11 protein-coding genes are annotated in these 14,644 nt (G+C 68.8%); 3 read left to right on the plus strand and 8 right to left on the minus strand.

Going from position 1 to position 14,644, the window contains the following annotated elements; all coding sequences use genetic code 11:
* Positions 1-50: 50 nt before the first annotated feature.
* Both BKA16_RS17785 and dnaG read right to left on the minus strand, forming a co-directional pair.
* The gene (locus BKA16_RS17785; protein WP_183371925.1) at positions 51-2,039 is read right to left on the minus strand and encodes an OPT family oligopeptide transporter; all 1,989 of its coding nucleotides are present in this window, start codon (positions 2,037-2,039) and stop codon (positions 51-53) included.
* 187 nt (positions 2,040-2,226) lie between these two features.
* Positions 2,227-4,119, minus strand: coding sequence for a DNA primase (dnaG, locus tag BKA16_RS17790; protein WP_183371926.1), 1,893 nt, complete (start codon positions 4,117-4,119; stop codon positions 2,227-2,229).
* Positions 4,120-4,279: 160 nt separating this feature from the next.
* Between dnaG and BKA16_RS17795 the strand changes: the two genes are divergently transcribed.
* On the plus strand, positions 4,280-4,765 hold the full coding sequence (locus tag BKA16_RS17795) for a DUF4262 domain-containing protein (protein ID WP_183371927.1): 486 nt from the start codon (positions 4,280-4,282) through the stop codon (positions 4,763-4,765).
* Here the strand turns inward: BKA16_RS17795 and BKA16_RS17800 are convergent.
* The 4 genes from BKA16_RS17800 to BKA16_RS17815 are packed head-to-tail and all read right to left on the minus strand — an operon-like array spanning position 4,740 to position 9,363.
* On the minus strand, positions 4,740-5,708 hold the full coding sequence (locus BKA16_RS17800; protein ID WP_343067493.1) for a FecCD family ABC transporter permease: 969 nt from the start codon (positions 5,706-5,708) through the stop codon (positions 4,740-4,742). The genes BKA16_RS17795 and BKA16_RS17800 overlap by 26 nt on opposite strands.
* Entirely contained in the window at positions 5,705-6,694 is a 990-nt protein-coding gene (locus tag BKA16_RS17805) for a FecCD family ABC transporter permease (RefSeq protein ID WP_343067494.1), read from the minus strand. Before BKA16_RS17805 ends, BKA16_RS17800 begins: the two co-directional genes overlap by 4 nt.
* Complete coding sequence (locus BKA16_RS17810; protein ID WP_183371929.1) at positions 6,691-8,367, minus strand: siderophore-interacting protein; 1,677 nt, start codon at positions 8,365-8,367, stop codon at positions 6,691-6,693. Before BKA16_RS17810 ends, BKA16_RS17805 begins: the two co-directional genes overlap by 4 nt.
* Before the next feature lie 3 nt (positions 8,368-8,370).
* Positions 8,371-9,363: an ABC transporter substrate-binding protein gene (locus BKA16_RS17815; RefSeq protein ID WP_183371930.1), complete on the minus strand. Its 993-nt coding sequence runs from the start codon at positions 9,361-9,363 to the stop codon at positions 8,371-8,373.
* Between the two features lie 142 nt (positions 9,364-9,505).
* Between BKA16_RS17815 and BKA16_RS17820 the strand changes: the two genes are divergently transcribed.
* Positions 9,506-10,228, plus strand: a complete 723-nt coding sequence (locus BKA16_RS17820) for a helix-turn-helix domain-containing protein (protein ID WP_183371931.1) — start codon at positions 9,506-9,508, stop codon at positions 10,226-10,228.
* 5 nt (positions 10,229-10,233) lie between these two features.
* Here the strand turns inward: BKA16_RS17820 and BKA16_RS17825 are convergent, their stop codons facing one another.
* A complete protein-coding gene (locus tag BKA16_RS17825) occupies positions 10,234-13,272 on the minus strand; it encodes a hypothetical protein (protein ID WP_183371932.1) in 3,039 nt (1,012 codons plus the stop codon).
* A gap of 162 nt (positions 13,273-13,434) precedes the next feature.
* Here BKA16_RS17825 and BKA16_RS17830 point away from each other — a divergent pair, with 162 nt between their 5' ends.
* Positions 13,435-14,265 carry an alpha/beta fold hydrolase gene (locus tag BKA16_RS17830; RefSeq protein ID WP_183371933.1) on the plus strand — a complete coding sequence of 277 codons (831 nt, stop codon included), beginning with the start codon at positions 13,435-13,437 and terminating at the stop codon, positions 14,263-14,265.
* A 24-nt stretch (positions 14,266-14,289) separates the two neighbouring features.
* Here BKA16_RS17830 and BKA16_RS17835 read toward each other — a convergent pair whose 3' ends face one another.
* A complete protein-coding gene (locus BKA16_RS17835) occupies positions 14,290-14,613 on the minus strand; it encodes a hypothetical protein (protein ID WP_183371934.1) in 324 nt (107 codons plus the stop codon).
* Positions 14,614-14,644: the final 31 nt, after the last annotated feature.

Genomic DNA, 14,644 nt, shown 5'->3' on the forward strand with positions numbered 1-14,644 from the left:
ACCAGATTACCGGCACCGGCGTCGCCGCGTTCGTCGGCCCCCGCGTCATCTCACTTCTGCGACATGGCCGCGAAGTCTCGCTCCGACCGACGTTGGGTGTAGCGATACATGCCGCCCACCAGCAGGACGAAGACGATGATGCCGACGATCTGCGCCCCGTCCCCGTAACCGTCGCCGACGATCGAGAGTGGAGCATCCTTGCCGGACGCCGCCACGATCGCCGCGAAGATCACGCCCCAGATGCTCTCACCGACGATCAGACCGGTCGCCAACAGCACGCCGAGCCGTCGCTTGCGTTCGCCATCGACCGCGTCGCGCGCCGCCCACTTGTCGTAGAACACGCCGAGGAACGCGCCGAGCGGGATGATCAGGGTCAACGACATCGGCAGGTAGATGCCCATGCCGACGGCCAGCGGCGGCAGACTGAACCGGGACGTGCTGCGTTTGAGGACCTCGTCGACGAGGATGACGCCGACACCGATCAGCGCGCCGACACCGATGAGCGCCCAGTTGAGGTCTCCGCCGAACACCCCCTTGGCCAGGGTCGACATGAGACCGGCCTGCGGCGCCGCGAGTTCGCCCGGCGCGCCGTCGGGCTTGGTCGCACCGGTGAATCCGAACGCCTTGTTCATCAGACTCAGGATCGGCGGAATGATCGCCGAGCCGAACACCACACCGATGATCAGCGCGACCTGCTGCTTCCACGGCGTGGCGCCGACGAGCTGGCCGGTCTTGAGGTCCTGCAGGTTGTCGTTGGAGATCGTCGCGACGCCGAAGACCACCGCGGCGGTGAACAGGGTGTACGCGATGAGCGCCTGTACCTCGTTCGGATCGTCGGTCGACCCGTGCGTCACCTTGATCAGCAGGGCCGCGCACAGCACCACCAGGATGCCCACTCCGGAGATCGGACTGTTCGACGAGCCGATCAGACCCGCCATGTATCCGCAGACGGCGGCGACGACGAGACCGATCACCAGGACGAACACGATACTGACGATGACGATGCCCGCGAGCGAGTCGGCGATGTGCGAGTCGGCGGCGAAGTCCCACAGCAGCCAACCGATCGGGATCATCGCCAGGATCACGGTGAGGCCGACCCACTGGATCGGGATGTCCCGCTCGGTGACGTCCACCGAGTTGCCGGACTTGCGCGCCTTGGCGCTGGCCATCGCGGCGATGATGCCCTTGAGGATGGGGCCGATGACGGTAGCGAGCGTCCAGACGGCGGCGACGGCGATGGCACCCGCACCGACCATGCGGACGTCGTCGGAGAAGATCTTGTCGACGTAGTCGGCGAGGCCGTCGGTGGGCGCCGAGTTCCACGTGCGGATCGGGAGCAGCACGAAGAACGCGATCACCAGGCCGACGAGCATCGCGATGCCGACGGCCACGCCGACGAGGTGGCCGACGCCCACGAGCGCCAGCGACAGGCTGGCGCCCATCATGGTCGCCCCGGAACCGACCTTGAACGCGACCGACGCCTCGGTCGCCAGGAGTTTGAGCGCGCCGAGTATCGAGAACAGCGCCGAACCCAGCGATCCGACGACGATCGCCCGCATGCCGCCGCGGTTCTGATCGATGCCCCTGTCGTCGACGTCGGACTCGTGATCGGTCGACGCCTCGCCGACCTTGAGCACCTCGGCGGCGGCCACGCCTTCCGGATACGGCAGATCCGATCCGGTGACCAGTGCGCGACGCAGCGGGATCGAATACATGACGCCCAACAGGCCGCCGATCGCACAGACCGCGACGGTGGTCCAGTACGGGAAGCCGCTCCACCAGCCGATCATGATCAGACCGGGCAGCACGAAGACGATCGCCGACAGCGTGCCCGCCGCCGACGCGATGGTCTGCACGATGTTGTTCTCGGTGATCGAATGGTCACGGAAGTAGCGGAGCACCGACATCGAGATGACGGCGGCCGGGATGGCGGTGGCGAACGTCAGGCCCACTTTGAGGCCGAGGTAGACGTTGGCCGCGGTGAACACGAGGGTGATCAGTCCACCGAGGACGACCGAGCGAACGGTGAGTTCGCGCATGGCCGACCGTGCTGCAGAGGGTGCAGACAAAGTTCTTCTCCCAACGGGTAGCGCTCATCGTTCGCGCCGAGGTGCCCGATCGCGAACGAAACACGGTGGATACGTTAATTCCCCGGAGTTCGCGTGCGCAGCCGACACCCGGGTTCGGCAGTTTTTGCCCGATTCCGATCAGCGTCGGGACGACGTCTCAGACACCCGACTCGAATGTCTGCTCCAACAGGCTCCGGCGATACGACTCGAGTGCCACCAGATCGCCGAACAGCGCGTGGTACTCGTCCGGGTCCTTGGCCGCCGACATCCGGCTGACCTTCGACTTGATGTCGGCGATCTGCGAGCCGACCCACACCTCCTGCGACCTGGCCAGGACGCTCGAGATGTACCGGGGGATCTTGTCGTCCTCGACGGGCATCGGCTCCACCGCGAGCTCGGTCACCAGCGGGCTGAAGGCGTCGTCGTCGACGGCGCCGATCACCGCCTCCACCCAGGTGGCGCCGCCGAGTCCGCTGGCCGCTCCCCCGGCTTCGGCGATGGCCTCACGTAGTCGTCGGTACGACGGATCGCTGAAGCACTCGCCGGGCAGCGAGTCGAAGACCGTGCCCGCGACCGCGGGGTACTGCAACGCGGACTTGAGCGCCTCGCGTTGAGCCCACAGGCGCGGGTCGTTCGGCAGCGGTCGAGCCGTCGGCGGAGTCGAGAGCGCCTCGGGGCGGACCCGGCCGCGGGTGGCGCGCCCGTTCTGGCGACCGCGTGTCGACCTGGCCATGCCGCGCACCCGCTGCAGCACCTGACCGACGTCGTCCCAGCCCACCCATCCGGCCAGTTGACGCGCGTACTCGTCACGGAGTGCGACGTCGCGGATCCGCGCGACCACGGGCACGGTGTCGCGCAGGGCCGCCACCCGTCCCTCGGCCGTGTCGAGATCGTGCTTGCGCAGCAGCGCCTTGATCGCGAACTCGAACATCGGGATGCGGCGAGCGATCAGATCGCGGACGGCCGCGTCGCCGGAGCGCTGCCGCAGGTCGCAGGGATCCATGCCGTCGGGTGCCACGGCGACGAAGGTCTGTCCGGCGATCGACTGTTCGCCTTCGAACGCCTTGAGCGCGGCCGCCTGCCCCGCCTCGTCGCCGTCGAAGGTGTAGATCACCTCGCCGCGGAAGTACGAGTCGTCCATCATCAGGCGACGGATCAGGGCCAGATGGTCTTCGCCGAATGCGGTGCCACACGAGGCGACAGCGGTGTGCACACCCGCCACATGCATCGCCATGACGTCGGTGTAGCCCTCGACGACCACCACCTGATGTCCCTTGGCGATCTGCTTCTTGGCCAGGTCGAGCCCGAAGAGCACCTGCGACTTCTTGTACAGCATGGTCTCGGGTGTGTTCATGTACTTGCCGAGCTGATCGTCGTCGAAGAGCTTGCGCGCACCGAACCCGATGACGTCGCCGCCGAGGTTGCGGATAGGCCACAGCAGCCGGCGGTGGAACCGGTCGATCGGACCCTTGCGGCCCATCTTCGACAGTCCGGCCTTCTCGAGTTCGTCGAAGGTGAAGCCCTGCGACTGCAGAGCTCGGGTCATCGTGTCCCAGCCGGCGGGCGCGTAGCCGCAGCCGAACGTCTCGGCGGTGGCCCCGTCGAATCCGCGGCCGGCCAGGAAGTCGCGTGCGACCTGAGCGTCCGGCGTCCGCAACTGCTCGGCGTAGTACCGCTGCGCAGCCGCGTTGGCCGCGACGAGACGGGCGCGTGTGCCGCGGTCGCGATTGGTCGCCGCAGCACCGCCCTCGTAGTTAATCCGGTAGCCGATCCGGTCGGCGAGCTGCTCGACGGCCTCCACGAAACCGATGTGCTCCTGCTTCTGCAGGAACGAATAGACGTCGCCGCCCTCTCCGCAGCCGAAGCAGTGGAAGTGTCCGTGGTTGGGGCGGACGTGGAAAGACGGACTCTTCTCGTCGTGGAACGGGCACAGGCCCTTCATGCTGTCCACGCCCGCACTGCGCAGTGCCACGTAGTCGCCGATGACGTCCTCGATACGCGTCTGCTCACGGATCGCCGTGATGTCGCTATCTGGGATACGTCCTGCCACGACCACCACTCTAGCCTTGCTCCGAATCACTCCGGTCCGTCGCACTCGCGGCGCGAACGCGTTGTGTCGGACCTCGTGTCTACAGTACCTCACAGATCGAACACATGAACGATCCACGGTTGCCGATCGCATCCGGAGATCGCCCGACGAAGGAGGAAGCATGTGTGAATTCGACCCCCGCTGCAGCGGGTCCGATGATCTGATCGGGAATGCCCTCTCCCTGATCGCCCGCGGTTCGTGGGCCGTGACCGGCGTCTACGGCGACGAGACGTCCGCTCCGATCGCGTACACCTCGGGGCTCACCGAACTCGGACGCCCCGAACTCGTGGTGACCGGTGTGGAGCCGGAGTACGCGGGCCCCGTGCTCAACGAGGCGGCGGCACGTGCGGTCCTGACCCCGGACTTCGGCCCCGGCTCTCGGATCGAGCACCTGCGCTCGACCAACGGCTATCCGCTGACCGCGATCGGCGTGATCGACACGTCGGCGCTGCGGATCACCAAGCTGGTGTTCGGCCAGTCGTTCGTCGCGGTCCAACTCGTCTGGCCGGACCGCGACGGCCGTCTGCCCTGGGATCGCGGGTACGACCTCGCTCCGGACGAACAGCCGCTGCTCGGGGTCCCTACTCCCGCAGCAGGAGCCAGATGAGGTAGAGCCCGCCGAGAGTGACCGTCACCGCCCCGACCGGCGGTGACACGTCACCCAGCAGGTGCTGGGCGGTGAGGTCACCGACTGCGAGGACACCCGCTCCGACCAGAGCAGAACCGGTGATGCTCAGGGACGGACTCTTCGTGAGACGGCGTGCGATCTGCGGCGCCGCCAGGGATACGAACGCGATCGGACCGGCGACGGCGGTGACGATCGCGGTGAACACGACGCCCACCAGGACCATCGCGAGCTTCACCCGCTCCACCCGTACACCGAGCGACGCAGCGGTCTCCTCCCCGAGTTCGAAAGCACGGATCGAATGCGCGAGCGGCCCGAGCGCGCACGCGGCGACCGCCGCGATGGCCGTCGTCGCGACCAACGGCGTCCACGTGATCCCGTGGAGACTGCCCGCACCCCAGATCGCGGCGCGCATCGACTCGTCGAGATCGGCGCGAACCGCGAACCACTGGTTGAACGACGACAGGATCGCGCTGATCGCGATGCCGACGATGATCAGGCGAAAGCCCGCCAGGCCTTTTCGGTAGGCGAACAGGAACACCGTCGCCGCGGCGACGACGCTGCCCGCGACCGCACCCGCGGCGAGTTCGCCGAAACCCGCGCCGCCGACCATCAGCACCACGATGACTCCGGTGTAGGCGCCCGCGTTGAGGCCGATGACGTCCGGGCTGCCCAGCGCGTTCCGCGTGAGCGACTGGAACAGCGCACCGCTGATGCCCAGGCATGCGCCGAAGACCACCGCCGCCAGCGCACGGGGAGCCCGCCAGTCGAAGACGAGACGCACCCGTCCCGGCGCATCACCGGTCAGCAGGCCGACGAGGTCCGCCATCGACAGTCCCGTGCGACCGAGCATCATCGACGCGATCACGCACGCACAGATCACCCCGATCACCAGGCAGTAGACGAGGACCGCGCGCGACTTCACAGGTCCGCCCTACGTCGAACCAGCCACACCAGGATCGGCGCGCCGATCAGCGGCATCACCACGCCGACCTGCAGTTCGGCCGGCCATACGACGAGCCGCCCGATGATGTCCGCAAGGAGGAGCAGGCTCGGTCCCACGATCGCCGAGTAGGCGAGTACCCACCGCTGATCGGCGCCCGCGACCAGTCGGACCGCGTGCGGGACCATGAGCCCCACGAACGCGATCGGCCCCGCCGCGGCGGTCGCCGCGCCGCACAGCAGGACCAGTGCGACGAGCCCGGCGACCCGCGCGGTGCCCACGCGCACGCCGATCGATCGTGCGACGTCGTCGCCGAGGGCCAGAGCGTTGAGCGACCGCCCACCGACCACCGCCAGCACGAGCCCGACGGCGATGAACGGCGCGACGAATCCCAGGGTGCCCGGCGGCCGATCGGCGATGGTGCCGACACCCCAGAACCGCACGTGTTCGAAGCGCTCGGGGTTGACCAACGACAAGCTTTGGCTGATGCCGTTGAAGACGGCGGTCACCGCCACGCCGACCAGGGTCAGACGCAATGGGCTGGAGCCTCCCGATCCGCGCGCCGACACCGCCGCGACCAGCAGCGCGGACGCCACAGCGCCGAGCAGCGCCAGCCAGATGAACTGGTCGATCTGAGTGAGGCCGAGATAGGCGACACCGAGCGCGACGGCCAGGCCGGCGCCGGCGTTCACGCCGAGGATGCCCGGGTCGGCGAGCGGGTTGCGGGTGATGGCCTGCATGAGGGCGCCGGCCACGCCGAGCCCGGCGCCCACCAGGACACCGATCAGCGTGCGCGGCACTCGGACGTCGACGACGGTGATGTGGTCGATGCTCCCGTCCGATCCGCGCAATGCGTCCCAGACCGTCGACGGCGGCAGGTGCGCCGATCCGATCGCGAGGCTCAGCACGCACAGCGCCCCGAGGAGAGCCAACGCCACCGCGAGTGCGGCGAACCGTCGAGTGATCACGCCTGCCGCGGATCCGCCCGCAGGGTGATGGCGTCGACACCCCAGCCGAGCGCCACCGAGTCGGCCTGCGCCCATCCGGCCGCCGCGGCGAGCTGGGTGTACCTCTCGGCCGAACGCGGTGCCGCTCCCACGGTCGCGAAGTAGATCAACGCGCGTTCGACCCCGGTGCCGCCGAGTGCGTCTTGCGAGGTCGCCTCGATGAGGACCACCCGGTCGGCGACCTCGTGCAGTCCGCGCAGGAAGTCGACGATCTCGTCGTCGGTGCGGTAGCCGAGGGCGTCCACCGCCACCACCGCGTCGTACTCGCCGACCAGCGGTTCGACGGCACGACCGACGCCGTCTGCGACGACGGCCGCTCCCGGACCACAGAACCCGACGGATCGACCGGCCTCGAACACGGCGAGCCGCCGGATCGCAGGAAGCAGGAAGACTCGACCCGCGCTGCGGTCGACGAGTTCGGCGGACACCCGGGTGTCGTCGTCCGCGACCTCGGCGAACGTCTGTCCGGTGTGCGTCTGCCACGCGGGCCGTCCGGTCGCCACCGCATCGGCGAGGTGCGCCAGGGCGAGGATCTGCTCGGCGTCGACGCCGTCGAACGACTCGGCCGCGTGCTCGTCGGTCACGAGCGTGTCGCCGATCTCGGTGAGTTCGAGAACGCCCGCGCGGTCGGCGACGACACCGCAATCGATCAACACGTCGACCAACGGCCCCTGCTCGGACAGGCTCGCTCGAGTCGGGCGGTCCACGTCGATGTTCTCCAGGAGGCCGCAGCGCAGCGCGGCGCGGACCGCGAACCAGGTGACCGGCGAGGTGACCAACGACGACCTCGGTGCCGACGACTCCTGGTGCGGGACGGCCGACTCGGCCTCGCGCAGGTGCCAGTAGCCGGTGATGTCGACATGGCTCTTCGGGACGCCGAGGCCGCGCGCCGCGTGCTTTCGGACCGGTAACAGCGCGCGGCTCTCCGCACCCGCCCACACGTAGGCGTGCCCGGGCAGCGGGACGACGTCGGCCACCGCTGCGGCCAGCGCCGAGCTGTCGCCGGACGGCGCGAGCACCCAGGTGACCTCGTCGTCCGGACCGAGGGCGAAGTCGCGTCGCGCGCATTCGTCGGAGATCGCCGCGACGATGCGCGCGGGGCCGGCGACGGGACGCTCCGCGAGGAACCGTTCGATCGCCGGTTGCGCGGTCTCGTCGCCGACCAACAGTGTCCAGTCCACGTCGTCCGGGATCACTGTCGATGATTTCGGCCCGACGATCCACAGGTCGTCGCCGGGTCGGGCGTCGCGCGCCCATTTCTCACCTGGACCTGCGGCCGGATCGCCGTCGCTGTGGATCACGAAGTCGAGTGACATCTCGCCGCGGTCTCGGTCGACCTCGATCGGCGTGTAGTCGCGGGTCTGAAGCAGTTCCGACGCCCGCCATCGGATTCCCTGATCGAGTTGGACGGGCAGCACGTCGGTGACGTCGCCCTCGGCCGCGAAGATCACTTTCACGTGATCGTCGAAACCCGGGCTGGCGAACGCGGGCAGCGACAGGCCGTCGCGCTCGAAGGCCCCGAGTTCGGGTCCGCCGAGCCGCACGCGCTGAAGGCGCGGAGTGACTCGACGCGTCCCGAGCACCATCAGTCGCCGCAGCGTCAACGGCAATGGTGTGATCGTGCGCTGAGCCACCGGCTACTGCTTCTTCCCGAACTGCTTCTCGATGATGTCGAGCGTGTCCATCGCCTCGTCGAAGTCGCTGCGCTGGGTCCAGTACGGCAGGTCGTAGGCCTGGTTCTTCTGGAACGACGGCAGTGCCGCCCAGATCGGCTGCTTGCGCATCTGTGCGATCGACGTCACGTCGGCGTTGAACCCGGCCGCGAACAGGGTCGGCTGAGTCAGGACCTGCCCGACCTGTTCGGTCGACAACTCGAAACTGTCCCCGTCCTTGGTGTACGGCTCGTACTTGCCGGAGGCGAACAGCGGCGCGGGTCGGAAGCCGACCTTCGCGAACTCCTTGGGCAGACCGCGATCCTCGATCAGCACGTAGGCTCGCCCGTCGGCGAGCATCGAGAGGAACACCGACTCGCCGGCGGGGACGGTGATGTTGTTCTTCACCTCCGTGATCCGCTTGTCATAGGAGGCGAGCGCGTCGCGGTACACCTGCGGCTCTCCGAACACCTTGTCGGCGATGAACTCGTACTGCGACTGCCATTCGGTGAGATCGTCGCTCACGATGACGGTCGGTGCGATCCGACTCAGCTCGTCGTACGCGGTCGTCGCGTGTTTGAACGGGAATCCCAGACCGCCTGCCACGATGAGGTCGGGCTCCTGCTCGAGAATGGCCTCCATGTCGAAGCCGTCGGCGCTCCACGGCAGGAACACGGTGCCCTGCTCCGTCGCGGCGTCGGCCCACTGCGGCGCGAACTCGCCCTTCTGATCGGTCGACTCGGTGGTGGTCGCGACAACCGGAACGTCCAGGTCGTAGAGATAGCCGGCGAGCGCGTAGTTCAGCACGACGATCCGTTCCGGATTCGCCGGGATCTCGACGTCGCCCTTGATCGTCGGGACGACGCGCGTATCGCCGTCGGACGCGGTGTCGTCGGACGACGAACAGCCGGAGAGAACGAGCACGAGCGCTGCGAGCAGGGCGATGACCGCTGCTCCGGACGCGCGGAGGTGACGCATGAGGAACTCACTTCTCGTCGATAGGTATTAGGCGAGACTAAGCTAATACGTCAGAATGGTCGAGAGAGTCCGAACCTGACACGATCTGGACACCAACCCGACACGACGGACCCGGATCGGCGACGCCGAGGAGGAATCACACATGTACCAGGTGCCGGGTCGGCTCGCGACCACCGTCCCCGAGAACTCGATCCGCTTCTTGGGACACGCCACCCACAGCCATGACGAGCCCCACCTGGTCTACGTGGCGTCGGGGTCGGCACGCTTGACGATCGACGGCGAGCAGGTATGCCTCGACGCCCAGGAATCCGTCTGGCTGGCACCGGGCGTACCGCATTCGGCTCGCTACTCCCCCGGCAGTCTGGTGCTCGGCCCGATGCTGTCGCCGTCGACCCTGCCACCCGAACCGGTGCACCGCCTCGGCCGCGTCGTCGCCCTGACGACGGTCATGACGGCCATCCTCGGTGCGGCGCCGAGCACGCCGGAGGAGATACAGGTGTTCCGCACCGCCCTCGACGACGTGCTGACGCGCCTGAGCGGGCCGTATTTCGCGCTGCCGACGCCGACGCACCCGGTGGCCGCATCCGTGGCTCGAGAACTCGCCCACTCGGCGGAGTCCCTCGACCAGATAGCTGCTCGCCACGGCATAAGCGGGCGGCATCTGCAGCGATTGTTCGTCGCCGAGACCGGCATAGCCTTCCGTCAGTGGCGGGTGCGGGCGCGTCTGAACGTCGCGATCGGTCACCTTCGTGCGGGTCGGTCGCTGACGCGCGCCGCCCATGCCGCCGGCTACGAGACGGCGTCGGGCCTGCGCAAGGCACTGGCCCGGGAGGTGGGCGTCGACGTCGATGACGTACGCGTCTGACCGCGCTACTTCGCCGCCGCCAGTGCGGCGGCCCGCACCGCGACGGCGTTCGCGATGAGGATGTCCGCTGACACCATCCCCGGGAAGTAGTCGGCGAGTGTCGCCCACATGGCGCGGCCCTCGTCGGTCATCCCGCCCTTCTTCAGGCAACCGTGCGCCTGGAGTCGGGCGATCGCGGCGAAGGCCATCGACTGCATCGACAGCAGCATCCACGGGTTGGCACCGGTGTCGACGCCGTCGAGCGCCTCATTGCGGGCAGCGATGAGGTCGTACATCTCCGGGGACGAGCGTCGTACGTCGCGCAGCATCGTGTTGACGTGCTTGGGCGCCTCCAGGCTGATCGGATCGGCCATCCACTCCATGCGGTGATGGAACGCGTCGATCGTCGCGCTGGTGCGCATGTCGAGGTCCAGGACCGGCCCCGGCACGAGCCAGAAGTGTTCGAACAGCATGTCGACCTGTTCGCGCGGCATCGCCTCCACCGCCATCACGTTGCGGTCGAGCACTCCGGTGCGCGGGTCGCTCATACGTCCGGTCGCGAGCAGCCGGAGCAGTTCGTCGCCGCCGCGTGTGGTCAGATACGACTGGATCTCGTCCCGATCCGTCGCGGTCGGGTCGACGATCGCCGACATCGCGATGGTGCAGCCGACGAACGGATTCGGGTGCGATGCGCTGGCGCGGTCACTCGGCGCGAATGCCTGCTCGGCGAGTCCGGATCGGATGAGCAGCGACGGAACGCGGCGCGGGGACACCGGACTGTCGCCGAGCGCGACCAGCGCCGCGGTCGAGTCGGCGGTCAGCATCTCGACGGCGGGCGCCCCGGCAGGCCCGGTCGGCGCCTCCTCCGCCGGGGTCTGGGCCTCGTCGGCCTGCGCCGCGTCGAGGGCCATCCATGCCGCGGTGAGATCGTCGACGACGGGGACGATCGGCGTCGACGGCTCGGGGGCCTGCTCCCGTGCCCCGCGCACGACGCTCGCGATCGGGGTCTCGTCGGTCTCCCCGTCGGCGTCGGCGATGATCGCGACGAGGGTTCCTCGCACCAGTCGCCGAGCGGCGTCGGCGATCTGTCGGGTCGCCAGGGCGAACTCCGTCCCGGCGTGCCCGTCGGACTCCCATTCGCGGAGGATGTCGAGGTCGTCGTCGAGCAGGGCGAACGAGACGTCGGTGGCGCCCGGAACGTGCAATGCGATCCGACGATGGTCGGATGCCTCGACGTCGATCACCGGCAGCGCGGTCTGCCACGCGGCGGGGACACCGGCTCGCTCCATGCGGACCAGTGCGTGCGGGGGCCGCACCACGAGTTCGAGACTGTCGTCGCCGGCCGTCGCGGTCACGATCTTCTCGGCTTCGCCCGGACCGAAGGCGAGGTCGGCGTCGCCGATCTCAAGACCGCCGTCGGCGGTCAGCTCGGTGGTCGACTCCGCGAGACCGTCGGCGGCGGGCAGCCGGACGGCCGGGTCGTGAGCGGCGTCGAGCCCTTCGGCGATGACCGCGACGCGGCGCAGGTCGAGCGCATACGAGTCGCTGACGACGATCTCGTAGGTGCCCAGCAGCGGACCGTCCACTCCGTCGAACGGGTCGGCCGAGGTGATGTAGTCCTCGGCCTGCCACGGATAGTCGACGAGCCAGTCGAGCCGACCCGCGCGGCGGACGCGGACCCGCCAGTGCTTGACGTCGTCGCCCTCGTGGGCGGGCAGGTCCACCAGCGGCCGCTCCCCGTACACGGGATCGCCGTCGCGGGTGGCGATGCCCGGCAGCGGCTCGGGAAGTTCGATGCTCGGGCTCTCGGCGGGACGCACCCGGCGGGTGGTGCCCGGTCGGCCGTCGCGTTTGACGGTCAGTTCACGATGTCCGGACAGATCCAGGATGCGCAGCTGCCATCCGTCCCACGGACCGGCGTGGCTCTCGACGACGTGGACCTTCCTGCGCCCCGTGCCGGTGAACGTCGCATCCTTCGGGACCAGCGCGAGGACTTCACCGGCGGGAAGCGTACGGTGCCGCGACATCACGCGGCCGTCCGGGGCGAACAGCACGATCGGATCGTTCGGCAGCACCACGGGGATCGCGCGACGGGCGCCGTTGTCGAGATTGATCAGAACGCATTCGCGGAGTGCAGACGTCACCGGCACCACGGCGGCCTCGTCGGCGGCGACGAGGACCTGCTCGGGAGCGTCACCGGTCCAGGCACGCCAGCTGGTCGGAGCCGCACCGGACGGGATGACGACGTCGAGGGCGCCTTCGGCCGCGTCGTAGCGCAGCTCCGGGTACGGCGCGACGCACAGTGCGGCCGCCTCCGGGCTGTCGCCGAGGAAGGGGTCGGCGGCGAGTCGTGCGCGCAGGGCCTCCAGGATCGTCGGCGGCAGATCGACGGTCGCCTGGCTCAGATGCTGAACCGACCACGTGTCCGGGTCGGCCACACTCGCCACCAGCACCGCGCAGATGCGAGCGAGAAAGGTGACGGCGATGTCGGGCGCGTGCTCGAGCAGTGCGCGGAACTCCGGCGGGGCCTTCCGCAGACGATGGGAGAAGCCGGGTTCGGTGAGATGGTCGAGGATGACCGTCGCCTGCGGCGCCCGACCCGCCACCACATGCCGTTCGACCACGTCGACGAGCCCGCCGAGCGCGTGCGTCGGAACACCCGCGTGCAGTTCGAGGAGCCACACCAGATCCCGATCACGGAGCGTCTCGATGTCGCGCAGTCCGGCCGCGCGGAACAGGTCGCCGGCGAAGCCGGTGAGCGCGGCTTCGAACGACGGGTCGCGGTCGACTCCGATCGCCTCCGCGAAGCCGTCCCAGAAGTCCGTCTCCTGGTCGCGCAGCGCCGCGTGACCGACGAGGGCCGTGGCGATGAGCGCGGGGTAGCCGGTGATGAGTGCGAAGTGCGCGCCCGCGGGCATCTGCCCCATGAGCGCGCCGAGCCTGCGGTGCACCTCCCGGAAATGCGCCGCGGTCGGATCGGTCTCGATCACGAGCTGCGCCTCGGCGTACCGATTGCGGATCCAAGTCTCGAAGTCGTTGTCCTGCAGGGTCGCCGAACCGGTCATGCGCGCTTGCTCACCACACCTTGTCTCTGGCGTCGCTGGGAGGTGCGACGCCGCCGTGAAGCACATAAGTTACCCCGCAAACCGGGCCGTCCTCGAACCGGGAAGGCACCGGAGTGGGAAGGCTCACGCGGGCTGCGATGCCGTGCCACACTCGAACCCACCATGGACACTTTCTCGCACAACGGACTGACCTTCGACGTGATCGATTCCGGCCCCGTCGACGGCGAGCCGATCGTCCTGCTGCACGGCTTTCCACAGACGGCGACGTCCTGGTCGCGGGTGTCGCCGAAACTGGTCGACCGAGGCTTCCGGACGCTGGCCCCCACACAGCGCGGCTATTCGCCGCGGGCGCGTCCGCGAGGCCGCTGGAACTATCGCATCAGCGAGCTCGCCGCGGACGTCGTCGCCCTGATCGAACGTCTCGGCACGGGTCCGGTGCACGTCGTCGGACACGACTGGGGTGCGGTCGTCGCGTGGTCGGTCGCCGCGGATCGACCCGATCTGGTCCGCACGCTGACAACGGTCTCGGTGCCGCATCCGGGGGCTTTCATTCGATCGTTGTTCCGCAGCAGACAGTGGCTGATGTCCTGGTACATGTACTTCTTTCAGTTGCCGTGGCTGCCCGAGTTCCTGATCACGCGGGCAGGTGATCGGTTGACCCCCGCACTGGCTCGCACCGGCATGAGTGCGGACGAGGCCGCCGTCGTCCGTCGCGAGATCGTCGACGGCGAAGCGCTGACGGGCGGATTGAACTGGTACCGCGCGCTCCTGCTCGGCGGTCCCCGCGGGTTGCGGCGGACGGTGCCCGCTCCGACGACCCATGTCTGGAGCACCGGCGACACCGCGCTGGCCCGATGCGGCGCCGAACTCGCACACGAATACGTCACGGGCGACTACCGCCTCGCGATACTCGACGACGCGTCACACTGGATCCCCGACCAGCATCCGGCCGAACTCGCCAGGATCATCCTGGAGCGGGTGGAATCGGTGTAGCGACCCGGCGCCGCGCGATCGGGCTCAGCCCTGCGGACTCCGCTCGACACCGCAGTCATCCGCGGGTCGCGTCTCGAGGCATTCGGCGAATTCCCGTTGACCGTCGCCCCATTCGGTGTGCGGGCGTTGTCCCGCGTTGACCTGCCAGGTGTATTCGCTGCAGACGAGTTGCGTCCCCGAGGCGTCGTAGGCGAACGCTCCCGTCTGATACCCGTGACAGGGCTGCCCCGCCGCGACACCTGCCTCGGCCAGTGCCGGATTCGGCGCCAGATTCGCATCGCGCGACCACACCGTGCCGTCGGTGCCGGCCAGGCGCGCGCAATAGGCCGTTGCGCCGTCGGCGAACATCGCGGTCGCACCCGTGGAATCGCACCACGAA

Origin of the sequence: Gordonia humi (genome assembly GCF_014197435.1) — a bacterium.
Classification (GTDB): Bacteria; Actinomycetota; Actinomycetes; order Mycobacteriales; family Mycobacteriaceae; genus Gordonia; species Gordonia humi.

Excerpts from the sequence above, each read along its gene's own strand:
- BKA16_RS17835 (WP_183371934.1), bottom strand. The coding sequence starts at position 14,613 with ATGTTCGCCGACGGCGCAACGGCCTATTGCGCGCGCCTGGCCGGCACC.
- BKA16_RS17825 (WP_183371932.1), bottom strand. The coding sequence starts at position 13,272 with ATGACCGGTTCGGCGACCCTGCAGGACAACGACTTCGAGACTTGGATC.
- BKA16_RS17820 (WP_183371931.1), top strand. The coding sequence starts at position 9,506 with ATGTACCAGGTGCCGGGTCGGCTCGCGACCACCGTCCCCGAGAACTCG.
- BKA16_RS17815 (WP_183371930.1), bottom strand. The coding sequence starts at position 9,363 with ATGCGTCACCTCCGCGCGTCCGGAGCAGCGGTCATCGCCCTGCTCGCA.
- BKA16_RS17795 (WP_183371927.1), top strand. The coding sequence starts at position 4,280 with ATGTGTGAATTCGACCCCCGCTGCAGCGGGTCCGATGATCTGATCGGG.
- BKA16_RS17785 (WP_183371925.1), bottom strand. The coding sequence starts at position 2,039 with ATGCGCGAACTCACCGTTCGCTCGGTCGTCCTCGGTGGACTGATCACC.
- BKA16_RS17830 (WP_183371933.1), top strand. The coding sequence starts at position 13,435 with ATGGACACTTTCTCGCACAACGGACTGACCTTCGACGTGATCGATTCC.